Raw genomic sequence first — 25,914 nt, forward strand, 5'->3', positions numbered from 1 at the left:
ATATAGAAATCAGCATTTGCTTCTAGTTTTTATCTAAGAATTCTTTCATCAATTCTTCTAACAAGACTATACGTATAACTATCAAAATACTTTTCCCAAAATCTTAACGCAGTTGGATTAATTGTTTCAAAATCCACACCTAATCTCTTTATACCATCCCTTTTTAATGTTTCAATAACAACGGAAAGTAAACTCTGGATTATATTCTTCCCACGATAGCTATCTTTCAAATATGCCCCACAGATATGCAAATAGTCTGGTTCTTCAGTGATAAATGTTTCTCCATCATTTGTGACTTCTAAATATCCTATTATTTCTGATTTATCCTTGGCAATAAAGAAACGTGATTGTCTATTATTGCATCTCTCTACAAATTCCCCTTCTGAAAGCTCTTCATTCAGAAAATATGTAGGGCTCTTTCTCATATGCCTTACTAAACTATTGCTTAACGATAACAAACATCCTGCTTTGCTATAATGTACTTCTTCATAAGAATATTCTGTGTTAATTTCAATATTGAGCGGCTTGTTAACATTTCTGATTCCATCTCCACACCTTATGCCAAATCCATTCATTGTCAAAGATTTCATAACTTGAGCATCATGGCTATATAGACAAATTGCATAACTTAAAATTTCTTCCTTAATCATTTCTTCTGATACATATTGAAAAAGAAGTGATGCTATTTTACCCCTATTTTCTCCGCCATAAGCATTTGCAAATAATGGAGAAAATGAACCTTTAACATTGCCAAAATGACCGTTTACACTTTTCCAAAAACTTAAATACCCTAATACTTTTCCTCTTTCAATAGCTACCATTCCATGATTATTCTTAAAAATATCACTCAATAAATCAGTAAGAACCTCTTTATAGTCTTTATCATTTAAGGCTTCTATATATTTCTGCTCCATATTATATTGTTTTTGTGCAAGCTTAACTGCATCCTCTAAATACTTTTCATTTAACTTTTCAAATACCATTCTCTTACCCCTCTTAATATATAACTTATTTAGTAAAATCCTGTTTTAGTTTTTCTGCCACTAACCTTCTATATGGAATCATACCCTTATTATACCAGATACATTCTAGGTATGCTTATTATTTTCATATCATCTGTATTTACTTTACCTAATAAACCCTTTAATTAAGATGAAAAAAATATTATACTTAAGTGAGTGTCCAAATCTTTGGTTTGGCTTACATGGACTTATTTATCCTAAAGGACAACGAGTCCTAAGTATGGAAAATACTGATACTAAGAACTCTGTTTATTGGAATGAATATAGTGATGCCTTTCTGTATAGTTAATAATACCTACAAATAGAAAAATACTAGATTGAGGAGTTTATATATGAGAAAAAAAGATATACTTGAGTTAAAAAGACGTTTTAAAAAAGATCATTGCACCTTCACTAAGTTGTGTGGTTGCTATGTTAATGGAGAAAAAAATATCATTTTAAAATTTAAAGAATCATTTCTAAATTTAGATGAAGATGAATACTTTAAGTACTTAGAAATCGCTAAAAAAGTACTGTCTGGTACTATTGGAAATAATATTTTAGAACTTAACTTTCCAATTAATGAAGACTATGTGAATGAAAGACAAATTTCTCTTATGCAACTTAAAAAAAGTCAATTAAAAGATGATGCCCTCCTTGATAACTTTTATAATTTAATTATTGATAATTATGATTTTACCGGTAATTTTATAATACTTGTTTTTCATGATGCTTATGACGTTATTACTAAAACCACTGATAATGCAAAGTTAGATGAATCTGAAGAAGTATATGAATATGTGTTATGTGCAATATGCCCTGTTTCACTTTCTGAGCCTGGTCTTAGATACTTTGAAGAAGAAAATAAAATAAAAGCACGTATTAGAGATTGGGTAGTTGATGCTCCAACTAATGGCTTTGTGTTTCCTGCTTTTATTGAGCGTAGTTCAGATGTCAACTCTATTATGTATTACACGAAAAATGCAAAGGATACCCATCCTGAATTAATGGAAAATGCTTTGGGTTGTTATTCAAAACAAACTGCTACCTTGCAAAAAGAAACATTTGAGTCAATTATTAAAGATTCTTTTAGTACTGAAGAAAAGAAGGCTGATAAAATTTTTATGGAAGTACAAGAAAATCTAAGTGCTATGGTAGAGGAATACAATGCTATATATGATGATGCAGATTGTGAACCTATAAGCTTAACAAAGAAGGATATACAAAACCTTTTAATAGAAAGTGGGGTTCCTGAAGAAATCACTTCTAAGATTGAAGAATCCTATGTAGAAAACTTTGGTGATGATCTTCCTTTAGCAGAAAATTTAATTGATTCAAAGGCACTTAAGGTAAATGCCCAAAGAAAGAAGGAAGAACACCTTCAAAAACAAGTAGAAATACTTCAAACTAAACTGGATGAAGTTAAACAAGAAACTTCTGTAGATAGTGAAACTCCCTCATCTACAGAAGTTAGTGAAGATAATATAATTTTAGAAGAAACTTTAGAAACTAATTTAGAGAAAGATTTGGATATAAATTCAGAAGATAATAAGAATGCTCCTGACTATGACGTTATACTTCAAGTAAAACCTGAAAAGATACCTCAAATAAAATCTCAAATAATTGATGGTCAAAAATGCATAGTTATTCCTATTAATGAGAATGAGCAAACTGCAGTTAATGGCTTAGATCACTTAGTTTAAGGTATCTAAGGATAAATATAGATTTACTTACCTACATTGCTGAAGTATTACTTCTAATGAAGCTTACTTCAGCCTTACCTGAATGTAGTTGCCATATATACCAGAAAGCATAAGGAATTATTATTAGACCGTTAAATATTCCCCATCCATATAATATATCTGCATTAAACCATGATGATGCATCCATTACAGCTGGGAATAAGTTAGGTAAACAAGCTCTAATTAATACGTGAGCAGATAAGGTATATATACGAGCTGCTATATAAAGTTCAGGTTTTCTTTTAATAATTGGATATATTTCTGCCGCCAATAATATGCATATAGAGCTAGCAAAGTATTTACCAGTTTCACCATAAACAAAGCATAAATTCCAAGTTGTATATAATAAATTCCAAGCTATAGTTGTATAAGCTATAAACATACTATTATCTTCAGCACTTAATTTAAAGAATTTTCGTCCATTTGGGAATGGAATAGTAAAACATAATAATAATCCACAAAGCGCATTGCCATAGTTTTTTAAAGTAACATCTTTTATAGTAGCTTCTGCAATATTTAAGAATAGTACCGCATAAATGAACCAAACGATCCAATCCTTTCTCATAAAGTCCCAGAACTTTCCTTTATATTGTTCCTGATCAGCTACACGGAAAAATCCACCTATTATAAGTGGCAATATAGCACTGAATGTTTTTGCCCAACGAAACCAACCATTTATGCCTCCCATAAGCCAAAGTGGAAAAGTAAATAAAGATACAACCCAGAAGATAGCTGCAAATTTGTGATGTTTCCTCATATATTCAATCATGAATAAAAGTAAAATAAAATAAGTTCCCATGGAAAGTACATATTCCCAAACAGGAATATTCATATTATACATCTCCTCTTTTAAATATTGTAACAAATAATCCTATACTTATATATATTACATAGTATAGTTAAACATAACCAACATAAATTTACATTTTATGTTTTTAATTACAATACGGATTAATAAATTAGTTATTATAAAAGATAAAACTCTAATGCCATTGTAACTTTAGATAAACTTAAAAGAGATACCCCCTTAAAGATGGTATCTCCTTTTTAGTTATATATTAAATATCTGAACGCTACATTCTAAATCATAGTTTCTTTCTTTTGATTCTATATATTTAATGCCTTGTTTTTCATAAAATTTTCTCCAAAAATTCACCGCAGGCTTATTACTTGATATTTGCTCAATTTTATATTTACCCTTGTATCTAACAAAATTCTAATTGCAGCATTACCTACTTCTTTCTTTCTAAAACTCTTTAATAGAAATAGCTCATGAACAACATAATCAATATCTTTTGGAACATATTTCCCAGTATTAAAAAGAACAAAACCTGCCACTTCCCCTTGATATGTTATAAAATAAGGAGTTAAATCCTCTGATTTAAAATACATTTCTAAACCATCATATTCAAATTTTCCATCTTCATTAATTTTTGAATCATCTGCAAACTCTGATAAATCATGTAAATATATACTCATCAAATTCTCCAGTTTTTCCTTTGATTCTATGTTTACTAGTTCTAATTTTATTTCATTTAAATTCATTTTATACCCCCTATTTTATAAAGTAATCTTAAATGAAACAATTCTGAATTTCATAATTCCATTTCCTTGTATATATTACAAAAATTTTATTTTACCTAATTATAACATATATCCTACCCTAGTGATATCTATGTGTAAGTAGTTTTATCCTTTTTTATCTAAAAATAGTTTAGTTTATTATTAAAAACTTTCATTCTAATTTTTTCATTAATTATTGGTTAAAATAACATCAACGATAAACTACATATTAGATTTTTAGTATAAAGGAGATATCATTATGGATTTTTTACAAGGTCAGGAAACACTTACTATCATGGAGTGGGCTTTGCGTGCTATTATTGCTTTTTTCTTTTTAGTTATTGTTGCAAAAGTCTTAGGACAACGTAGCATCTCCCAATTAAGACTCCTTGATTTTGTCATTGCTTTAGTAATTGGAAATATTATTGCTCATCCATTATCTGATGAAAACCTTGGGTTAAAGGGATCTGTCATTTCAACAATTGTATTAGTTGTCCTATATATTGCTGGAGTATTTTGTGTTCTAAAATTTCCATTTATAAAAATACTTATTAATCATAAACCAATCACAATTATCAAAGACGGAGAAATTATTTATAAAGGATTAAAAAAAGCAAGAATATCTCTTGATGTGTTATTAGAAGAATTACGTGAAGAAAAAGTAGAAGATATAAAAAAAGTAGCATTAGCGATTTGGGAAGCTGATGGAAAATTTTCTGTTTTTTTAGACCCAAAATATGAACCTATTACTCCTTCATTCTATCAAATGGAAACAGAAGCCTTTGATTTGCCTAGGACAATCATTAAGGATGGTAGAATTAATTACGAGGAGCTAAAGCAAACTAATAAAGATGAAGGTTGGGTTGTTTCCAAATTAAAAAAGTTATATCAAACTGATATAAAAAACGTTCTACTTGCCACCTTAGACAATAAAGATAACCTAAAAGTTTTTTTATATAAATAATTCCTAGAGGACTAAGCATATCCATTAATATTATAGATACGTTTAAGCCTCTTTTTATTTAAAAACCTCCCTATTATAGCACGTTTTAACTGACTTATATCTATTAACATCCATATTAATTTAATTTTTCCAACAAGCTATATACTAATAGTAGCTCATTGAAGTTACTCAATGTATCTCTTAACACTTCATATGGTACACTTATATAAATTTAAAATATTTTATATTTCTTTGTCTTTAATTTGATTTTGAAGTTTATTTGAAAACCCTGTTGCTATCCCCGTTATCAAACCACTAAATATGAAGAATACATTAGTAGGAATATCTATCAAATATATACCTATAATTCCAATAATTATCTGCAATACAAAAGCAGAACATACTACTAAAAAAGGTTGCCATTTCTTGTCCATTTTTATTTTTGCACTAATTTTATCAGTTATGGCATATTCCTTATCAAAGTTATGGTAAACTATCATACTTAACATCAATGGTACCTAATATAAATGATGATTTTATTAATGAATCTAACACGCCCTTCTCCCCTTTAAATATGGCTATTTAGATGTATAAATCTTAATGAAATATCTTTATTAAATTATACACGTAAAAATATAATATTTCTTTTGCTAATACCATTGACTTATCTCACTATTAATACTATACTGAATAAGAAGCTTAAGGAAATCTCTTAAGAACTTAATATCGCGGGATGGAGCAGTTGGCAGCTCGTCGGGCTCATAACCCGAAGGTCGTAGGTTCAAGTCCTGCTCCCGCAACCATAAAAAGATTCTATATTTAATATAGAATCTTTTTTATTTATGAATTATATTTAAGTCTAACTTCTCAATTTAAACTTAGTGGTATAAATGATATAATTGTAATGTTATGCATTGTAATTTAGTTTAAAAGTTAACTATGAGATTTTTAAGTGTTCATAATGCTAATTTTACAAAATGGAAATTGCGGTATTTTATCAGGGAATTTACTATTTTTATGGAGAGTGATATATTAATGAAATTTATAGATATAGAAAACTGGAAAAGAAAAGACCACTATAATTTTTTTAAGAGCTTTAATTACCCACATTTTAATATTTGCGGTAATGTAGATATTACAAAATTTTATAGTTATATTAAAGAAAATGAAATCCCATTTTTTATATCCTTTGTATATGTAGCTACAAAAGCAGCCAATGATATAAAAGAATTTAGATATAGGATAAGAGAAGATAAGGTAGTTGAGCATGAATATATAAACCCTGCTTTTACTGTAATGGTACAAGATGAAGTATTTAGTTTTTGTAGAGCAAAATTCATAAATGAGTTCAATGATTTTAAAATTAGTGCATCTGAAGAAATAGATAAAATAAAAAATAATATCATTATTAAAGATGAATCTGATTGTGATGATTTCTTATATATGACCAGTATTCCTTGGGTTTCATTTACTGGTGTAGCCCACCCAATTCAGATGAATCCTGTTGACAGTATTCCAAGAATAGCCTGGGGTAAATACTTTGAAGAAAATGGTAAAGTTAAGTTGCCACTGTCTGTTCAGGTACACCACGCCTTAGTTGATGGCTTACATGTAGGACAATATTTTAGTGTAATTCAAGAGATTTTAGATAATCCTTCAAAATATTTATAAAACATGTTAAAGGAGCTTTTCAAAAGCCCCTTTAATTTCCTTATTGTAAATCCCTATAATATTTAGGATATCTATTACTTTTATTCTTATTACAGATATTTATTGCCTTTTCCTTATTAAGTGGAAGTATCCCTTCTGATTGCTTAAATACTTCCCTATTTACTTTTTGAGCAAAGCATCCAATTTTAGGCTTGCCTATATGATTTTTCATTTCAATCCATAGTTTTTTTACAGATTCTTTTTTTACATTTCCAAAGTTCATAGGTACAAAATCACAGGGATATAATTCTCCCGAAGCACTTATATAGGAATGTTGATTTCCTGCTCCACAACCAAATTTTAATTCACTTTCTGTATAAGCAAAGGTACTTATCTTAGGTAAATCACTTCTTTTATTTGCCTTATGTTGCAATTTTATAAGCTTTTCTCTATCACTTTCACTATACATTACACTACTTAATTGTTTTTCTGTTAAAAGATTGCCACTTAGGATAGGTTCAAGTATCTTAACTTCATGGGCCCCATTATCCTTAGCAAATTTAAATAACTTAAATAACTCTTCCTCATCAAGATTTTCTTTCAATATAACGGTTTGTGCCATTACATATAACCCTGCTTTATTTGCATTTCTAAGAGCTTCAATAGCATAATCAAAGGCATTTTCATTATTTCTATTTTTATTGTGTACATCTTTTTCATAAGAATCTAAACTTATTCCAATGCCAAATAGACCACTATCCTTTAACTTTTTTGCTTTTTCATAGCTTAGATTAAAACCACTGGTAAATAAAATAGATGTACTTCTATTATCTATACTTCTTACTATATCAAATATATCTTCACGTGCCATGGGCTCTCCTCCTGTAATTCCAATAATAGGAGTGCACATTTCTTGAAGCTCCTGTATAACCTTAATCCATTGTTCCTTTGTTAACTCTTCTCCTAATTGTCTACTTTTTGCACTACAATAAACACAATTATTAGGACATTTATGTGTTATACATAAATACATAGAAATAGGTGCAGTTCTCTCTGCATAGATTTGCTTTGTAAATATGTTTTTAGACCCATCAACTGCTAGTACATTTTGTACAAAGGATTTAGATGGAAAGGGTGGTAAAAATGTACTCAGTATATACTTGTCCTCATGCTTCACTAGTTTTTCACCCTTTATAAAACTTCTCATCATTTTTATATATTTTAATAGATTAAACTGCTTATCTTCCCTTAGAATATTGTAAATGTCAAATATACTCCTTATAACATTTTTATCAATAGCCATTTGAGACATGATTTTTAAATTATTTATGCTCATCCATTTCTATTCCTTTCTAAATACCCCATAGGCAAATTTATGATTTATTTCATAATCTTCATTTTTATATTTCTCTTTCTTTATTTTTTCCACTATAAGAGGTTCAACTTCATTATAATCATTAAAGATCTTCTTAGTGCCTGCCAATGCACCAGTTATATTTAACCACTCCATAAGTTCCTCTGGCTCCTTAAATCTAAAAAACACTTCACCTTCATCTACTTCTAAAACCTTAAAATTGTACTGCCTGCACCATTTAACTAAGCCTTTCTTCCCCTTTGGTAAATTTAATCTTATATCCATAGGTTTAATTACTTCCTTTTCCTTCTCTCTCATTACTTCTAGAAATATTTCTTCTATCTTATCTAAAGTTCCATGAACATTTGTAATTATAGCTAATATACCCTGGGGTTTTAAAGCATTATTAAAGAGCTTAAATAATTCATGATGATTGAAATAAGAAAGTGCCCAACCAAAAAATATCACATCAAATTTTTCATTAGATTTTTTCAAAAATTCAATACCATCACTATTAATAATAGTAACCTTATCCTTATTAACAGCGTTTAACTTCTCAAGCATTTTACTTGATTGGTCTACAGCTGTGATTTTATATTTTTCAGATTTATCTAAAAGACCCTTAGTTATATATCCTGTTCCACAAGCAAAATCTAGTATTTTCAATTCCTTATTTGGATCTATATACTTTGAATGAATAATATTATCAGAATGTGTTCCCATTTCTTCGAGCCAATGATTATAGGTATCAGAAACTTTATCATACTCTGCTCTATAATCTTCTTTGCTTACAACTTCTTTTTTAAAGAGTTTATAGCCAACCTTTAAGTAAAATACCATTTTATTTATCATATTTTCTCACCTACAAATATAAAATAATAGCCCTTATCATAAACTTTACTTATATGAAAATGTTCTTCAAGCAAAACCTTAATTTCATCTTTAGTTCTAAAAAACAATCTTCCAAAGAGAATAAATTCAAATAATCTTAACAACCTGGTTCTTATATGATTTTTATGGAAATCCATAATAACTATTTTTCCACTATCCTTTAGTATCCTACTTATTTCAGCAATGAGCTCCTCTTGTTCTTTGATATGATGAAAAACATCACTCATTATAACTGTATCTATAGAACCGCTGTGAAATGGCGTACTTAAAGCATTACCTTTTATAACTTTAACATTACCTCTTTCCTCTACTCTTGAAAGCATCTTCTCACTTTCATCAAGGACATATACAGTGTTACAGCTATTACAAATATGATTAGCCAAAAAGCCAGTGCCTCCCCCTATATCTACAACCACTTCATCCTCATTAATACCGGCTGCATCTTCTATATCTTTAATCTTATATAAGTTAAAAGTAGCCATAAACTTATCATAATATTTATAAACCTTATCAAAATCCTTAGTATTTCCCATAGACACCCTGCCCTTCAGCATGAAAAATATTTACTAAATATATTATAACATTCTTACACCAGCTATTACACAACAATTAACTTATAAGGTAATCAAAACCTTTTATTAAAACTCTGTTTAAAAAACATATCATAATGCACAAATTCAATATAATAAAACTTAGTTATCACTTAGTAGTATAAATACTTTTTAGTTGACAATATTATAGTAAACAACATTTTTAACTTTAAAGTTGATACTTTGAAAGGAGAATACCATGGGAAATCAAAACAACAATGAAAATAACCAGATAAAAAATGCAAAAGAGAAACAACTAGATGAATTTAAAGTGGATAACCAAGGAAAAAATCTTACTACAAATCAAGGTCTTACAATGTCACAGGATGAGTTTTCATTAAAGGCTGGGGATAGAGGGCCAACTTTAATGGAAGATTTCCATTTCAGAGAAAAAATTACTCATTTTGACCATGAAAGGATTCCAGAAAGAGTTGTCCATGCACGAGGTACTGGAGCACACGGAGAATTTCAATTATATGAATCAATGAAGGAATATACTAAAGCAGGATTTTTACAAGATCCTTCTATAAAAACTCCTATATTTGTAAGATTCTCTACAGTAGCTGGATTTAGAGGCTCTGCAGATACAGTTAGAGATATAAGAGGTTTTGCAGTAAAGTTTTATACTCAAGAAGGCAATTATGATATAGTTGCAAATAATATTCCTGTTTTCTTTATTCAAGATGCAATTAAATTCCCTGATTTTGTTCATGCAGTGAAACCTGAGCCAGATACGGAAGTTCCTCAAGCCTCTAGTGCTCACGATACCTTTTGGGACTTTGTTGCAAATAATCAGGAATCTGCTCATACTGTTATGTGGGCTATGTCCGATAGAGCAATTCCGAAAAGTTACCGTATGATGGAAGGCTTTGGCATACATACCTTTAGATTTATTAATGAAAGTGGTAAATCTACTTTCTTTAAAGTGCATTTTAAACCTGCCCTTGGAGTCCATTCTTTAGTTTGGGATGAAACTCAAAAAATAGCTGGAAAGGATCCAGATTTCAATAGAAAGGACTTGCAAGAAGCTATCAATACAGGCAATTATCCGGAATATGAAGTAGGTGTACAATTATTGCCAGAAGATAAAGAATTCAGTTTAGATTTTGACATACTGGATCCTACAAAAATTTGGCCAGAAGAGGATATTCCAGTAAAGATTATAGGAAAAATAACCTTAAATAAAAATGTAGATAATTTCTTTGCAGAAGTTGAACAAGTGGCATTTCACCCCGGTCATTTAGTTCCAGGAATTGATTTTACAAATGATCCACTACTCCAAGGTAGGTTATTCTCATATACAGATACTCAACTTACAAGACTAGGTGGACCTAACTTCCATGAGATTCCTATAAACAGACCTGTAGTCACCGTCCATAATAATCAAAGAGATGGACATTCAAGGCAGACAATAAATACTACTAATGTGAGCTACCATAATAATTCATTATCTAACAACACTCCTAAAACCCTAGGTGAAGACCAAGGTGGTTTTGCTAATTACCAAGAAAAGGTAGAAGGAAATATAGTTCGCTCACGAAGTAAAAGTTTTGAAGATCATTTTTCTCAAGCAGCAATGTTTTATAATAGCATGAGTGATGTGGAGAAAAAGCATATCATTGATGCATTTAAATTTGAACTTTCTAAGGTAAACAATAGAGATATTAGGCAACAAATAATTGATATGTTTGGTAATGTAAATATTAACATGATGACTCAAGTAGCACAATATCTCGGAGCTAACCTTCCTAAAGGTGAAGCATCAAAATATAACAAAGTATCACCAGCACTGAGTCAAGAAAATACTATTAAAAAATCGGATACATTAAAAGTTGGAATAATATTATCAGAAGGATATAATTCAGATGAATTTAACACAATGATAAAAGCTTTAAACGCAGCAAAAACTATGCCAGAAATAATAGGTTGTAACTTAAGCCCAATAAAGGGTTCTGATGGCACAAGTCAGCTACCTAAACATTCCTTGCTATCTGCAGACCCCGTACTGTTTGATGCTATCTGCGTTCTTGGCTCAGGCAATGTTGACCCTGACTTCAAAATGCGCACTAAGATGTTTATCGAAGAAACCTATAAGCATTTCAAGCCAATTTTAGTTTCACAATCAATGACTATGCTATTAAAGCCAGAGATGAAAGATCAACCTGGAGTTACAGTTGGGGATTCTAAGGATAAGTTTACAAATAAATTCATAACTGATATTTCAGCTCATAGACATTGGGATAGAAATATTACTATATAATAGATATTTTATTAAACTTGCAGCAACAGCATTCCATATGTGTTTTGATATTTCTAATTATATAACAACATTTGACTATGTTTAGCCAAATTTTCATCTAAAAAAAGATGCAGTTTAGAATTACTGCATCCTTTTATTTATTTAGGCATCAATTATTAAAGATCGTTGTATATCTCCATATTATCTATACATTCTTGAACAAGTCTATCTATATCCAGTATACTTTCAGAATTTCTTATTAAGTCCACTCTAGGTTTTATTTTTGGATGCTTTGGTACAAATATTGTACAGCAGTCTTCATAAGGAAGTATAGATGTTTCATAGGTTCCAATATCTCTAGATATATCCATGATATCTATTTTATCCATGGCGATAAGAGGTCTAAACACTGGCCTATCTGCCACGTCATTGCTGACCATTAGTCCCTCCATAGTTTGACTTGCTACCTGGCCTATACTTTCCCCGGTGGTTACAGAGTTTATATTATATTTTTCCGCTACAGCACAGGCAACTCTCATCATAAATTTTCTCATTATTATAGTAAGCTCATTCTCAGGGCATTTTTCTATTATATCCATTTGAATATCAGTGAAAGGTGCCACGTAAAGATTGATTTTCCCAGTGTAGCCCTTTAGTAATCTTGCCAAGTCCCTTACCTTTTCTTTAGCTCTTTCACTAGTGTAAGGATGGCTGTGGAAATAAATAGCGTTTAATTCTACCCCACGTCTTGCCATCAAATATCCAGCAACAGGAGAATCTATACCACCAGAAAGCATAAGCATAGTACTACCATTTGTGCCGTAAGGCATTCCTCCAACAGCTTTTACCCTTTTAGAATATACATATGCCCTTTTTCTTACTTCCACATTTATTATTCTTTGTGGTTTATGAACATCTACCCTTAATCCTTCTACAGCGTTTAATACTACAGCACCAATTTCACGACTCATCTCCATAGAATTTAGAGGGAAGGCTTTATTTGCTCGATTACTTTGAACCTTGAAGGTAGTTTCTCCAAAATCCTCAGCTTCCACAACCGCTTGAGCACTGATAGCTTCCATGGTAGGTTCTACTTCAGTAACTAAACAAACTTCAGAAACGCCAAAAACCCTTTTTACTTTTGACATTACCTCCTCCAAATCTTCACTATAGAGGAACCACCTTCCTTGATCGCTTATAAATTCATAGCTACATCCCTTAAGTACTGAATCTATATTCTTCATGAGCTTTTTTTCAAAGATTCTTCTATTTAATCCCTTTAAAAAAATTTCCGATGCATATTTAATAAGTAATAGTTTTCTCATATTATTTTCTCCTTAAAAATTTCAAACTTTTTTCTAGTACTTCTATAGTGTAATCTACTTCTTCTTTTGTATTAAACTCATTAAAGCTAAACCTTATGGTTCCCTTTGTTTCCTGAGTATTAAGGCCTATAGCTTTAAGCACATGGCTATCTCCTTGTTTCTTTGCGGAACAGGCAGAACCAGTAGATACATATATTCCCTTTTCCTCTAAAAGATGTAGTAGTACTTCGCCTCTTACACCTTTAAATGAAACACTTAAAATATAAGGACTGAAGCAATCCTCACAAGGACTGTTTATCACTATATCTTTTATATCTCTAAGTCTTTCTATAAAATATTCTTTAAGCTCACTTACCTTTGAATAATTAAGTTGAACATTATTATATATAATATCTGAAGCCTTTACAAAGCCTATAATACCTGGTAAATTTTCTGTGCCTGATCTAAAGTTTCTCTCCTGTCCACCACCGCTTATTAAAGCCTTAGGATTAAATCCTTTTTTTATGTAAGAAAAACCAACTCCTCTAGGACCATGAATTTTATGTCCACTGACGGATAACAAATCTATTTGAGCTCTTTTTACATCTATTTTAAACTTTCCATAGCTTTGGACCGCATCTACATGGAACTTAACTCTAGGACTTTTTCCTTTTATTAATGTCCCTATAGCTTCTATATCCTGTACAACTCCCAGCTCATTATTAACATGGATTATGCTCACTAATCTAGTGTCACTATTTATGCTGTTTTTTAATTCTTCTAGAGATATACGACCCTTATTATCAACCTTTAAATAAGTAACCTTAGTCCCTGCTGCCTCCAAATCCCTGAAGGTATTAAGTACGCTAGGATGTTCAATTTCACTAGTTATTATGTGCGCACCTACCCCAGTAAAACCTTTTACTAAAAAATTATTGCTTTCACTTCCACCAGAAGTAAATATTATTTCATCCTTGGTACAATTGATAGTCTTAGCTATTTTATCTCTTGATTCATTAAGAGCTATTTCTGCCTTAAGGCCTAAACCATGAGCGGATGAAGGATTTCCAAAATTATTTTTCATTGTATGTACCACAGCATCTATTACCTCATCATAAGGCTCAGTGGTGGCACTATTATCAAAATACACTTGCATAAAACCACTCCTAATCTATTATTCTACTTATTATATCAAATAATTCCTCCACCGCAACAAACTTTTGAAAAAAGTGTGATAGAGCATTAATATTGGCACATTAAATAGTTAGAGAAAAGACTACCATAATTTTTTAAAGCAAAAAACTGTAATAAGATTACATCTTATTACAGTCTGAAAATAATGTGTATTTTCATAATAGATAGTTTAGATATCTCTCCTATTGAAAAATATTTCTCCATAATAGACCTCTTTGTAATGACAACCATATGAGTTATAACTTACATACATGCCATTGTTATATTATAATTTCGAAATCCAAATTTCAGCATCTGCAATATTCTTAAATGTTCTGAAATGATTTCCTTTGTTAGCTTCCATAATCATTTCTTTAAATCGCTCATTAAGCTTTTCTTCATCTTCAATAATAACAGCGACTTTTACATTGTAGTTTATAAATTTTTGCAATGCCATGCCTGCGAGTCCAGTTTTAAGATTAAAGAAGTCTTCAGATAATACATTAGAATGCAGTATTATTGTATAAATGTCATTTTCCATACATTTAGATATGTAATCTAGCACATCTTGCTCTGAAGAAAGTTTCCTCAAATCAGAAACAAATTCAATATATTTATCGTTATTTTTGTTTACTACTCTGTAATTCAAAGTATTCACTCTCCTTATAAATTGGTTTGTTCCACAAGCATAGAAATTGAACTTAGCATACCTTCAATAAAGCTTACATTTCCCCATAACAAAACCCTTAGTCTGTTTACTTTTTCATCATATTTCATATTAATTGTTGATTTTTCCATTCCGGAATCTTTACAATTCATTAGTGCTATAAGAGTATTTGATATTCTAAAATATTCTTCTTTATCTACATCATTAATATCCACAACAGTAGATACATTTACCTTTTGCTTTATAGTATCTTTCACTTCTCCATTAGTAACAAAATCAATATTTGACTCTTCACTAATCTTTTTATTATTAATACTAACATTATTTTTTTCCATAAAAACACTTAAATCATGACCTGAAATTCTCCATTGCTTTCCAACTTTATTTGCTCCAAGCTTCCCTTCTGTTATAAATTTTCTTATAGTTTTGTGATGCATACCTAATATTTCTGCGATTTTATCTATTGTATAAAATTGATTTTCCATAAAAATCTACCCTTTCAAAATTAGTTTATGATTAAATTATAATAGTTCTCTTTACACTTGTAAAGTATTTTGTTGTATTTTGTTTAACTTTATTGTATTTTGTTTCTATTTGTTCAGCTTTTTATTTTATTTACATATTGTAAAATACCTATTTACTTATAAAATTTTTAACTTTTGATGACTCTATCAACTATTTGAGCACAAAACAAAAACTCTTAGCATTACTTCGGAGGATTTTATTAATGTATTTTATCAACTATTATTTTGAAATTGGCAACTATTTTTTTCTATATTCATAGGGTGAAATACCATAAAAAGTTACAAATGCACGTGAAAAATATTTCTGGGATGAATAATCTAGGTACTTTGAGATTGTGGCAATAGGTTTAAGAATAGTAGCCATCAGTTTAGTAAACTGATGGCTATCATAATAGTGAAATATTTGTTATTTATATAAAATATGAGCTGTCATTAAATAGTTGAATTTATATCCAACCCATTCACTAACATTAATTGCATGTTTGTTTGCAGGATGATGACATACAATCACCCTGTCAAAATTAACAGTCTCGAATAATCTCTTATACATAGATGCATAAAGCCATTTTCCTAAATTCCTTCCCCTATAGGATCTTTTAACTCCAATCATAAATTGGTAAGGAAAACCAGGGTCGTTATTATTGACAGATACATTTGATTTAGCAATCATTTCATTATTTGAGTTAAAAATCATATAACAATTATGAGTTATATTTCTTTTCTTATTAGACTCATTAATTTGCCTTTGTTTTTCAGGATTTATAATAAACTGTACATACCCCTCTTCCATAACATCCGGCATATCTTTCATAGTTTCTGTAAACAAATCACAATATTGTTTGATATAGCTCTCTGAGATGATATCAGTATATTTAATAGAAAGATCTGAATTTTTTGCTTCCAATTCTTTCATGAATTTATTAAGCATGTCTATATCAATGTCTTCTCTTTTTAAAGTGTAATAATTAGCCCTTAAGCTTACCTTATTATTGTATTGATTCATTAATTCATTTAATTCATAATTATATGTAACCATTACAATTTCACCATGTTGAGCTAGTTTCTCTTGAACCAATTGATTTATAGCCTTAATCATAAGTTCATCAATTGATAAATCGCATAAAGTGATGTTTAATTTATATTGTTCATTTCCATTACAGTCAGCAGCCTTACCACAATTAATCATTCCACAAATTAAAGAATTCTTTTCAAGTACAAATAGCTCATTATCACTTCCATTAAAAGACGATAAATATAGAGCTTTATAGTCATCATTACTTTTATATGGGTCTAAAAAATTATATTTTTTTGTTATATTCTTATTGATTAAATATAAGTTTTCAACTTCATCTGCTGTCAAATTATTGGAGTCAATTTTATAAATTTTATACATCATCTCTACCCTCCACATTTTTGATTTTTACCAATATATAACATTTTAGCATACTTATTTGAGGTAAACAATACATTTTGTAGATCAAATTTACTATACACTTACTTTAAAATAATTTTACTAATATAAATAGAAGTTAACATCTCTCAGCAAAAAGTACCACCACCTATAAATAACTATTTAAGCCATTACAGGTGGTGGATGTGATGTTATATTTATTATTTACTTATTGCTTTAAACGCTTCTGTTTGTGATTTTATACCTTTTTCCGCTGCAAACCTTTCAATGCTTGAAGCACCAAAGAAACCGTCAATTCCTTCTGTTTTTTCTATTACATATGCAGCATCTTCTGGCTCCGCAATAGGTCCGCCATGACAGATTACCATAATATCAGGGTTAACTTCTCTTCCCGCTTTAATAATAGCTTCAATTCTCTCTACACAGTCATCAAGTGTAAGTGCTGTTTGTGCTCCTATTGTACCTTTTGTAGTCAATCCCATGTGTGCAACTAATATATCAGCACCAGCTTCTGCCATTGCTCTTGCTTGATCAGGGTCAAATACATAAGGAGTTGTAAGCATATCCAGTTCATGTGCTTTTCTTATCATTTCAACTTCTAAATCATAACCCATTCCAGTCTCTTCTAGGTTCTGTCTAAATACACCATCAATTAACCCTACTGTAGGGAAGTTTTGAACCCCTGCAAAACCTTGTGCTTTTAATTGCTTAAGAAAAATCTCCATTACTCTGAATGGGTCAGTTCCACAAACACCAGCAAGAACTGGAGTATTTTTTACAACCGGAAGTACTTCTGCTCCCATTTCAACTACAATCTGATTAGCATCTCCATAGGATAGTAATCCTGCGAGAGAACCTCTTCCTGCCATTCTGTATCTGCCTGAATTGTAAACTATAAGCATATCTGCTCCACCAGCTTCACTGAATTTAGCCGTAATACCTGTACCAGCTCCTACACCTAATAATGTTTGCCCATTTTTAACCTGTTCTTTGAACTTTGTCATAATTTCGTTTCTTGTCATTGTATTCATCAATAAAGCCTCCTTCTATTATTTAAATTTATTATTCACTATTTTTTCATCATATCTATTAATTTTTGTGCTGCTGCTTCTGCAAACTCTACTTCGTTAATAGCGCAATTCATTTCTACTACTTCTACAACATTTCTGTTTACACCATTTTTTAATATATTAAATAATACTTCATCCTCTTCTGGACCGTAAAAAGGCTGACCTTCTACATCAATAGCAGATACTCCTTTTAGAGGTATGAATAAAGCTGTTTTTCCTTTAGCTAGATTTAATTTTTCAACTAGTCTCATACCAATTGCTTCATTTTCCTCTTTGTTTGTTCTCATAAGCGTTACTGAAGGGTTATGTTTATATAAGTTACGTGTTATAAACTTCTCAGGAACTGTTTCATATGGTCCAAAATTACACATATCAATGGCACCTACTGATACAACCTGTGGTATTTGATTTTTGCCTGCTGCCTCTAAACGATGAGGTCCTGCATTTAAAACACCACCGATAACTTCATCTGCCCATTCTGTGGTAGTAAGGTCTAATACGCCTTCAATAAAGCCTCCATGGATAAGTGCTTCCATTGAACGTCCACCTACACCTGTTGCATGAAATACAAGAACTTCATAACCTCTCTTTTCAAGGTATTCCCTTGCAGCTGTTATACATGGAGTTGTTACGCCGAACATAGTTGCAGCAACTAATGGCTTTTTCTCTACGACTTTTGTATTTTCAAACTTAAGCATACCTGCAATTGCAAATACTGCATTTGTAAAGATCCTTGTTGAAATCGAGTTAAGACCTGCAACATCCACCACAGAAGGCATCATAATAATATCGCTGGTACCTACATAAGGTTCAGTATTGCCTGAAGCAACCGTTGAAACCATAACCTTTGGCACACCTATAGGCAGTGCCCTCATAGCTGGAGTTACCAATGAAGTTCCTCCAGTTCCACCAAAGGATATAATACCATCAAACTTACCCTGTTTATATAATTCAGGTAATAACTTCTCCATGCCTTTTGATAATACTTCTGTTGCTAATGCCCTATCTTTTTTGGAAACTAGAGTTTCTATGTCCGAGCCTGCTGCCTTTGCAACTTCATTGTTTGATACATCTGGTTCAAAAGCTGGCTCAAATACACCGGTATGAATGGTAAAAGTACATAAACCCAAACCTTCAATTAGTTCTTTTACGTATAAATATTCAGTGCCTTTAGTGTCAAATGTTCCTGCAATAGCGATTGTCTTCATTTCTTTAATCTCCCTACATAAATTTTCTTTTATCTAGTCTGTACAATATTAGATAAATGACTAAGATAATCGTCTTATAAAACGTATGATATTTATAAGTTAATCATACTTTTTTCATCTCTTTATGTAAACGTTGCTATGTACTATATTTTTGTGTTTATGTCATATTTCTAAATTTATATTGTTTTGGTGAACATCCCTTATACTTTTTAAACATTTTGCTAAACTGCACATAATCTTTATAACCAACTAATGATGCTAAGTCTGACAATTGGATATTCTCTTTGTTTATAATTTCTGCTGCTTTATTTACACGAAATTTAACTAGATACTCTGGAAAACTACAACCAACTTCTTTTTTAAATAAACTGCTTAAGTATCCTCTAGATATATGAGCTACTTTGGCTAAATCTAGAAATGAAATATCATTCATATAATTTTGGGCAACGTACTCTTTTACAAATTCAACATAATTATAGTGCTTTGTAATGCCATCTAACATTTTAATCATTAAATCATCTTCATCTAACTGAGTTGAAACTTTAAAAGCCTTTGTTATGTTTGTAATGAACTTCTCCGATGGAATTCTTTCAAATGTTGATCCCCCTATATATCCCATTAAGTCTTCAATATTACTATACATGTACTGAACATCAATTGGTGTTTTTACAGGTCCACCATATATTAATTTAATAACCTGTGGCTTTAACTCATTACATCTATTAAATATCTTTTCTGCTTTAACCTTTGCAGCTTCTAGTGAGAAGACTTTTTTTGCTCCCAACAATCCTCCTCCTGTTAGACCTAAATGTACGCAAATAACGTCAGCACCTGCAATAATCATCTGCTCTGCCTGTAATTCATTAAATACAAAGGCAACTGTAAACATGTCTTTTTCATTGGCTATTCTTATTGCTTCTACTTCAATTAAATAATTACATCCTTCTTCTTCAAGAGCTTCACCGAACTGACTGTCTATAAGTCCAACTGTAGGATAGTTATTAATACCTGAAAAGCCCATATCCTTTATTTTATCTATGTAACTTTCCATATTCTTTAGAGGGTCCGTTGCATTGAATCCAAATATAATAGGCATATCTTTTACCAATGGTATTATCTCTTTTGAAGCAAAGTCCATTACCATATCATTGCTATTACAAAATGGTAAATAACCTGCCAATGAACTTCTCCCCATTTGCCGAAATCTACCCGAATTTAACACTAAAATAAAATCAGCTCCCCCCTTTTCAGCATATTTTGCCGTCATTCCTGTACCTGTTGCTACACCAATAATATGATTTCCATTCTTTATTTGTATATTGATATTCTCTAATAACTTTTTTCTTTTCATACTTTCGAACCTCTTATTTTTTCATTAAACTCTTTATAAAGAAACAGCCCGGATAAATTTCAATGGTAAAGGCTTTTTTTCATTAACATTACTTCACTACGATAACTAAACACGCCCTCTTCATTTTTTAAATAGTATATCTTATTTATTCATTTATATCTCTCTCAAATTTATATAATCCTCAATTTTTTCATGTAAGGTCTTATCTGGATATAGAGACATGATACTATCATCATCTATCAATTTATAATATCGAGTTGAGTAGCTAACACTAAATTTACTATTTGGTAAAACAAATCTTAATATCTCCCCATAACAATTAGGTTTTCCTCCTGAAGGTTCACCCCAAATAACACAGTTTGTCTCAAATTTGAATTCATAAGCATTAAGTAATCCTGAGGAAAAAGTCTCTCTTCCTATTATTATTTTTAGCCTTTCCTTATTGTTAATTCTAGGATTATTCTTTATATAGCATAATAACGATCCTAATAATCTAGAATCACCACCAAGATTATTTCTTAAATCTATAGTGATTTTATCAATAGAATTTTTCTCTATATAGTCTATAATCTCTGTTATTTTTGTGCTAATTGTTTTATTTCCGTCTTCCCTGCAATAATTATACTTTATGTAAAGTTCCTCTTTATCTTCTAAATATTCATACCACAAATTTTCATTAGGTCTTCTTGCATATAAAGGTAATTGACTATCTAAGTATTTTAATTCATTAATATTAACTGTTTTAACTTTAACTGTATTGTGTTCTGTTGTTATTTTTATATTATCCACAGAATCTGATATCAATAATCCATATAAAACTTCTGCAACCTGCATATACTTCATACTCTGAGCCTTAAAAAAATATTCATTTTCAAAAGATATGATTTCTGAAAGTTCATGAAGAATTTTATCCATGCTAACATCCTCAATTGCTATAACTTTCTTAAATAATAAGTTCTTATAAGCTTCACTAGTTCTTATAATATAAATCCCATCCTCAAACCAATAAAACATAATAGGCAAATACTTATTAGCAGGAAATGCAACTGATGTATGGGCATCTCCAATCGAGGCAACCACCCTTGAAATCTCTACCTTCATCTCTTCATAATCAAAGTCACCTATCATTGACTTTAATTTATCTATCCTACTATCAAACTCTTCCCTACTTATATTAAAAAATAAATTTTTATGCTTTTCTATGAGATTTTCCCTCAAAAACTCAATATCTTCTACCCATTTTTCTTCCCATTGACTTTTCATAATATCACGCTCACCTCTTTATTTATGTCCCCTTAGTAAATAATTTCTAAATTAATCATGTTACTAAGACTTTAACATAAAATCTAATGCTTAAACAATTATATTTTAAAATATGATTCCTATATTGAATCACATTTTTACTCCATTGTCACATCTTTTTATTTAGGTATACTTAATCTAACTTTCAAAATAGGAAAACCCCTGAAACCCGCATGGCTACAACAAATAGTTAAATAGTTAAATAGGTTCATATATTTATAGTTTAATAGTTATCTATATAAATAGCTTAATATATTCCTATGTATATATTTGAACTAGCTAAAAGTATAATTTTTTTCAGATGTAAAATTGGTTTTTAAAATGAATAGCTTCATTAGAATTTTAACTAAATGTTTTAACATAATATTGAATAGCGTAAAAAATCCACCGGTTAAACCGTTGGATTTTTATTAATTGGCTTAAAATTTGGATTTTAGATATAGTCTTAAACTACTTCTAATAAGAATACCGAATATTTATTTCTGCATGTACAGTAGTTAAAGAAATTATTTGATTTATAGCTGTTGCGTATTATAAGAACTTATTTATTATTACAGATTATCCACTTTATTTCTATTAGCAACCACAACTCCTACAAGTGGATGCAATCTGTGTACTTCAACAGTAAAATCAAAATTTAAAAAGCAATTTTTTAACTCTTCCACGCTGGATGGAAAATCTACTTCTGGTCCATATCCTACTAAGGAAAATTCATCCTTATAATCATTAGGATTTTCAAAAAACATTAAATCACCAATAATAATACTTTGCAAATTTTCTCCACCTATATTAATCATTTTTTCTATTACTTTTTGCTTATATATTGTAGTTAGATGATGTAATGCATAATTAGAAATAATTTTTGTAATACATTTTTTTCGTAAATCTACACTTAATTCAGGCTCTTCAAATGTTCCTATATATAGTTCAATATTATGTGCTCTTTCATTTTCTATATTTTCTTTAGCTTGTTTAAGCATTCCATCACTAATATCTACACCAATTGCTAATTTTATTTTTCGTGATATCTCAATAATTTGCTTTCCAGTTCCACACCCTAAATCAAGTACAATATCATTTATGTTAGGTTTAATCAATTCATTTATTAGTTCTGCAGTTTTAGACCTCCAGTGATAGCTGTCCGTAACATATTGTTTACTTGCGTCATTGAATCTTTGTTTTGCTCTTGTTTCCATATTCGTTATCTTGATAATATCAATAAGTTGTTGAACTTCCAAAAAACTATTATTTTGTATTTGCTTTTCGGCTTTATTTAGAGCAGTAATAACTGTCTCAATATGTTTCTTCTTTTCCTCTAATGCTCTTGTTTGAACACTTATTATATTCTCTATATTTTGATTCTTTTCATTTATAAGTTGTTTTATTTCTTCAAGTGGCAACCCAATAAACTTAAGAGTAATAATCTGTTGTAGCTTGATGAAATCTTCATCACAATAAATTCTATAACCAGCTTGCGTTTTTAAAGATGGCTGTAACAGCCCAATCTTATCATAATGAAGCAATGTTTTTACAGTTACCCCTGATCTTTTAGCAAACTCACCAATCTTCAAGATTCACACCCCTTTCAATATTATTTTAAATCCTAACCTTTGGTTAGAGTCAATACTGATTGTTATAATTTATTAGATACTACCAATACTCTTACTATTGTTCATTAGATTATAGTTCTGTATCATAGTTAAGCAGTTTTAAGAATTTATTCATTTTCATTCCTTTCATCTAAATAAACTGAAAGATATGCTCCTATTCTTCCATTTGGAGCACATTCATCCATAAGGCCGAATTCTGGATCGTAAAATTTTCCATTATAATAAACTACCCAATGACCATAATTAGGAAACCATACTAAAAGAACGCATAGATGCGGTAAATGAATTATTTGTATATACATAAAAATATGCGCCAGTTTAAGTTTATTACAAAACTGACGCTTTAAATTTTTTTATTATTCTAGATTAAGTTTATTCTTCATAATGTAGTTAGTTATACAGAATAAAATTGTGAAGAAAATTAAACAAACTATAATTCCACAAAGTATTGCATAGTGTGCAGATAGATAAATAAAACTATCACTTGCAACTAATATAGTCATACCTATTCCTATTATTGATTGTTGAGCAATACTTAATATCATAAATCCAGCAAATCCTCCTAATAATTTTTTTGATTTAAACAACTGACCTATAGAAAGTGATGCATAAAGCATCATAATTTGATGAGCTAAAGATACGATTCCAAATATTGTAAATTCTATTATACCGAAAATATTTAATCCAATCTCAGAGTAAATATTTTTAAATTCTCTAATTGCTTCTTTTAATACCCCTGGTTCATAGGCCATTACAAATATAGATGTTGCAGCTATGAAACCACTTATTATAGTCCATACCATAGATACTACTAATTTATTAACTATATTTTGAGAACTTTTTACTGGGATAGTATTCATTAAATATCCTTCATCACCAAATAGGTTTTTATAAAATCTTTGTACAGTTATAAAAAGTGTTCCCACAAAAACTGCCACCATAGTTACGAAATATCCTATCATTGTTATAATGGCAGGAATTCCACCTAAAAAATCCATATTTACCTCAGCCATATTAGTTCCAATAAATATCTTATTAATAATTGAAAATCCAAGCAAAGCTCCATAAAGAGGTAGCATTATTCTGCCTGTAGCCTTAAATTCATATTTTATTAATTTTCTTAGCATCTAAATACCTCCCTAAATAATTCATCTACTGTCTTTCCGCTACTTTCTCTTATTTCATCTACACTTTTTTGTAGCATTATTTCTCCATTTGATATAAAAACAACATCATCGAGAACTTTCTCTATATCTGCTATTAGATGAGTTGAAATTACTACAGTTGCATTTTCGTTATAATTGCTTATTATAGTATTTAAAATATAGTCCCTTGCTGCTGGGTCTACCCCTGCAATAGGCTCATCTAAAAAGTATAACTCTGCTTGCCTACTCATAACTAAAATAAGTTGAACCTTTTCTTTTGTTCCTTTTGATAAGGTCTTAAGCTTAACATTTGATTCAATATTTAACTTGCTTAGCATATCATAGGCTCTCTTTTCATCAAAATCCTCATAGAAGTCTTTGAAAAAATTTATAATATCAGATACCTTCATCCAATCATTAAGATAGGTTCTTTCAGGGAGGTAAGAAACTATTTTTTGAGTTTCTATGCCCTGAGGAAGTCCCGCTATCTTTACTTCTCCCGACGTTGGCTTTAACAACCCATTAGCTAGCTTTATTAAAGTCGTTTTACCACTACCATTAGGACCTAAAAGTCCAACTATTTTACCTTTTTCTAAAGTTAAATTAATACCTTTAAGTGCTTCTTTATTGTCATATTTTTTAACTAATTCCTTACACTGAAAAATTGGTTCACCCATTACTTCATCTCCTTTGCCATTTTCCCTAGAAATTCCATGATATCCTCATTACTAAGTCCTAAACTTTTCATACTCTTAAGAAAATTTACTGCTTGGTCTTTAGCTATATCCAGTTTAATCTCTTTTATCATATCTATATCCTCCGTGATAAATCTTCCACTAGTCCTTTGACTATAAACAAACCCTGACCGTTCTAACTCTGCTAAAGCCTTTTGTATAGTATTAGGATTAACTGATGCCTCTTCAGCAAGCTCTCTTACCGTTGGAAACTTTTGTCCTGGCTTGTATTCTCCTGAAATTATCTTTAGTTTAATCTGCTCAATTAATTGAATATATATAGGCCTTTGGTCCTTAAATTCCCATGCCATCTAATCACCTCTCTTGTATTATTGTGTTGTTGTACTAACATCTTAATACAATAATACAACTTGCAAATATTCTTGTCAATAGTTTTTTACATAAATATCAAAAATAAAATCCAGAGGAAGTTTAATCTTTC

At 30.2% G+C, this 25,914-nt stretch carries 27 protein-coding genes and 1 tRNA gene; 6 read left to right on the forward strand and 22 right to left on the reverse strand.

Annotated features, from left to right (window positions below; translation table 11 throughout):
* Nucleotides 1–29: 29 nt before the first annotated feature.
* Nucleotides 30–983, reverse strand: a complete 954-nt coding sequence (locus B3Z56_RS15510; protein ID WP_346846692.1) for a GNAT family N-acetyltransferase — start codon at nt 981–983, stop codon at nt 30–32.
* A gap of 169 nt (nt 984–1,152) precedes the next feature.
* On the opposite strand from B3Z56_RS15510, the gene B3Z56_RS15515 reads away from it, so the two are divergent.
* Together B3Z56_RS15515 and B3Z56_RS15520 are read left to right on the forward strand one after the other, a co-directional pair.
* The gene (locus B3Z56_RS15515; protein WP_346846691.1) at nt 1,153–1,311 is read left to right on the forward strand and encodes a hypothetical protein; all 159 of its coding nucleotides are present in this window, start codon (nt 1,153–1,155) and stop codon (nt 1,309–1,311) included.
* Between the two features lie 43 nt (nt 1,312–1,354).
* Nucleotides 1,355–2,704, forward strand: coding sequence for a DUF4317 domain-containing protein (locus B3Z56_RS15520; protein WP_346879146.1), 1,350 nt, complete (start codon nt 1,355–1,357; stop codon nt 2,702–2,704).
* A gap of 31 nt (nt 2,705–2,735) precedes the next feature.
* On the opposite strand, the gene B3Z56_RS15525 is transcribed toward B3Z56_RS15520, so the two are convergent.
* Together B3Z56_RS15525 and B3Z56_RS15530 are read right to left on the reverse strand one after the other, a co-directional pair.
* Nucleotides 2,736–3,575: a hypothetical protein gene (locus B3Z56_RS15525; protein WP_346846689.1), complete on the reverse strand. Its 840-nt coding sequence runs from the start codon at nt 3,573–3,575 to the stop codon at nt 2,736–2,738.
* Nucleotides 3,576–3,895: 320 nt separating this feature from the next.
* Entirely contained in the window at nt 3,896–4,288 is a 393-nt protein-coding gene (locus B3Z56_RS15530) for a hypothetical protein (protein WP_346846688.1), read from the reverse strand.
* Between the two features lie 277 nt (nt 4,289–4,565).
* On the opposite strand from B3Z56_RS15530, the gene B3Z56_RS15535 reads away from it, so the two are divergent.
* Nucleotides 4,566–5,270 carry a DUF421 domain-containing protein gene (locus B3Z56_RS15535; RefSeq protein ID WP_346846687.1) on the forward strand — a complete coding sequence of 235 codons (705 nt, stop codon included), beginning with the start codon at nt 4,566–4,568 and terminating at the stop codon, nt 5,268–5,270.
* 221 nt (nt 5,271–5,491) lie between these two features.
* Here B3Z56_RS15535 and B3Z56_RS15540 read toward each other — a convergent pair whose 3' ends face one another.
* Nucleotides 5,492–5,749, reverse strand: a complete 258-nt coding sequence (locus B3Z56_RS15540; RefSeq protein WP_346879147.1) for a hypothetical protein — start codon at nt 5,747–5,749, stop codon at nt 5,492–5,494.
* Nucleotides 5,750–5,976: 227 nt separating this feature from the next.
* Between B3Z56_RS15540 and B3Z56_RS15545 the strand changes: the two genes are divergently transcribed.
* Together B3Z56_RS15545 and B3Z56_RS15550 are read left to right on the forward strand one after the other, a co-directional pair.
* Nucleotides 5,977–6,052, forward strand: a tRNA-Met gene (locus B3Z56_RS15545).
* Between the two features lie 232 nt (nt 6,053–6,284).
* A complete protein-coding gene (locus B3Z56_RS15550) occupies nt 6,285–6,920 on the forward strand; it encodes a chloramphenicol acetyltransferase (protein WP_346879354.1) in 636 nt (211 codons plus the stop codon).
* A gap of 40 nt (nt 6,921–6,960) precedes the next feature.
* Here the strand turns inward: B3Z56_RS15550 and B3Z56_RS15555 are convergent, their stop codons facing one another.
* The 3 genes from B3Z56_RS15555 to B3Z56_RS15565 are packed head-to-tail and all read right to left on the reverse strand — an operon-like array spanning nt 6,961 to nt 9,677.
* Entirely contained in the window at nt 6,961–8,235 is a 1,275-nt protein-coding gene (locus tag B3Z56_RS15555; protein ID WP_346879148.1) for a radical SAM protein, read from the reverse strand.
* 6 nt (nt 8,236–8,241) lie between these two features.
* A complete protein-coding gene (locus tag B3Z56_RS15560; RefSeq protein ID WP_346846684.1) occupies nt 8,242–9,105 on the reverse strand; it encodes a methyltransferase domain-containing protein in 864 nt (287 codons plus the stop codon).
* The gene (locus tag B3Z56_RS15565) at nt 9,102–9,677 is read right to left on the reverse strand and encodes a class I SAM-dependent methyltransferase (RefSeq protein WP_346846683.1); all 576 of its coding nucleotides are present in this window, start codon (nt 9,675–9,677) and stop codon (nt 9,102–9,104) included. Before B3Z56_RS15565 ends, B3Z56_RS15560 begins: the two co-directional genes overlap by 4 nt.
* A gap of 256 nt (nt 9,678–9,933) precedes the next feature.
* Here B3Z56_RS15565 and B3Z56_RS15570 point away from each other — a divergent pair, with 256 nt between their 5' ends.
* On the forward strand, nt 9,934–11,994 hold the full coding sequence (locus tag B3Z56_RS15570; protein WP_346879149.1) for a catalase: 2,061 nt from the start codon (nt 9,934–9,936) through the stop codon (nt 11,992–11,994).
* A 155-nt stretch (nt 11,995–12,149) separates the two neighbouring features.
* On the opposite strand, the gene thiI is transcribed toward B3Z56_RS15570, so the two are convergent.
* The 15 genes from thiI to B3Z56_RS15640 form a co-directional block, all read right to left on the reverse strand.
* Complete coding sequence (thiI, locus tag B3Z56_RS15575; RefSeq protein WP_346879150.1) at nt 12,150–13,298, reverse strand: tRNA uracil 4-sulfurtransferase ThiI; 1,149 nt, start codon at nt 13,296–13,298, stop codon at nt 12,150–12,152.
* A 1-nt stretch (nt 13,299) separates the two neighbouring features.
* Nucleotides 13,300–14,433 carry a cysteine desulfurase family protein gene (locus tag B3Z56_RS15580; protein ID WP_346846680.1) on the reverse strand — a complete coding sequence of 378 codons (1,134 nt, stop codon included), beginning with the start codon at nt 14,431–14,433 and terminating at the stop codon, nt 13,300–13,302.
* Between the two features lie 303 nt (nt 14,434–14,736).
* Entirely contained in the window at nt 14,737–15,099 is a 363-nt protein-coding gene (locus tag B3Z56_RS15585; protein WP_346879151.1) for a DUF4180 domain-containing protein, read from the reverse strand.
* A 14-nt stretch (nt 15,100–15,113) separates the two neighbouring features.
* Nucleotides 15,114–15,602 (reverse strand): helix-turn-helix domain-containing protein, encoded by a 489-nt coding sequence (locus tag B3Z56_RS15590; RefSeq protein WP_346846678.1) that lies wholly within the window; start codon nt 15,600–15,602, stop codon nt 15,114–15,116.
* A 277-nt stretch (nt 15,603–15,879) separates the two neighbouring features.
* Entirely contained in the window at nt 15,880–16,005 is a 126-nt protein-coding gene (locus B3Z56_RS18040) for a hypothetical protein (RefSeq protein WP_414632272.1), read from the reverse strand.
* A gap of 42 nt (nt 16,006–16,047) precedes the next feature.
* A complete protein-coding gene (locus tag B3Z56_RS15595) occupies nt 16,048–17,037 on the reverse strand; it encodes a GNAT family N-acetyltransferase (RefSeq protein ID WP_346876876.1) in 990 nt (329 codons plus the stop codon).
* 215 nt (nt 17,038–17,252) lie between these two features.
* Entirely contained in the window at nt 17,253–18,083 is an 831-nt protein-coding gene (locus B3Z56_RS15600; RefSeq protein ID WP_346846676.1) for a phosphoenolpyruvate hydrolase family protein, read from the reverse strand.
* Between the two features lie 38 nt (nt 18,084–18,121).
* Nucleotides 18,122–19,330, reverse strand: coding sequence for a Tm-1-like ATP-binding domain-containing protein (locus B3Z56_RS15605; protein ID WP_346846675.1), 1,209 nt, complete (start codon nt 19,328–19,330; stop codon nt 18,122–18,124).
* A gap of 157 nt (nt 19,331–19,487) precedes the next feature.
* Complete coding sequence (locus B3Z56_RS15610) at nt 19,488–20,681, reverse strand: phosphoenolpyruvate hydrolase family protein (RefSeq protein WP_346846674.1); 1,194 nt, start codon at nt 20,679–20,681, stop codon at nt 19,488–19,490.
* A gap of 153 nt (nt 20,682–20,834) precedes the next feature.
* Nucleotides 20,835–21,944 carry a peptidase S41 gene (locus tag B3Z56_RS15615; RefSeq protein ID WP_346879152.1) on the reverse strand — a complete coding sequence of 370 codons (1,110 nt, stop codon included), beginning with the start codon at nt 21,942–21,944 and terminating at the stop codon, nt 20,835–20,837.
* A 590-nt stretch (nt 21,945–22,534) separates the two neighbouring features.
* Nucleotides 22,535–23,554 (reverse strand): MerR family transcriptional regulator, encoded by a 1,020-nt coding sequence (locus B3Z56_RS15620; RefSeq protein WP_346879153.1) that lies wholly within the window; start codon nt 23,552–23,554, stop codon nt 22,535–22,537.
* 146 nt (nt 23,555–23,700) lie between these two features.
* Nucleotides 23,701–23,895 carry a hypothetical protein gene (locus B3Z56_RS15625; RefSeq protein ID WP_346846671.1) on the reverse strand — a complete coding sequence of 65 codons (195 nt, stop codon included), beginning with the start codon at nt 23,893–23,895 and terminating at the stop codon, nt 23,701–23,703.
* Between the two features lie 54 nt (nt 23,896–23,949).
* Nucleotides 23,950–24,720, reverse strand: coding sequence for an ABC transporter permease (locus B3Z56_RS15630; protein WP_346846670.1), 771 nt, complete (start codon nt 24,718–24,720; stop codon nt 23,950–23,952).
* Nucleotides 24,714–25,415: an ABC transporter ATP-binding protein gene (locus B3Z56_RS15635; RefSeq protein WP_035135480.1), complete on the reverse strand. Its 702-nt coding sequence runs from the start codon at nt 25,413–25,415 to the stop codon at nt 24,714–24,716. Before B3Z56_RS15635 ends, B3Z56_RS15630 begins: the two co-directional genes overlap by 7 nt.
* Entirely contained in the window at nt 25,415–25,783 is a 369-nt protein-coding gene (locus tag B3Z56_RS15640) for a GntR family transcriptional regulator (protein ID WP_035135482.1), read from the reverse strand. Before B3Z56_RS15640 ends, B3Z56_RS15635 begins: the two co-directional genes overlap by 1 nt.
* Nucleotides 25,784–25,914 lie beyond the last annotated feature (131 nt).

It is taken from the genome of Clostridium sp. UBA7791, assembly GCF_002480755.1.
Classification (GTDB): Bacteria; Bacillota; Clostridia; order Clostridiales; family Clostridiaceae; genus Clostridium_J; species Clostridium_J sulfidigenes.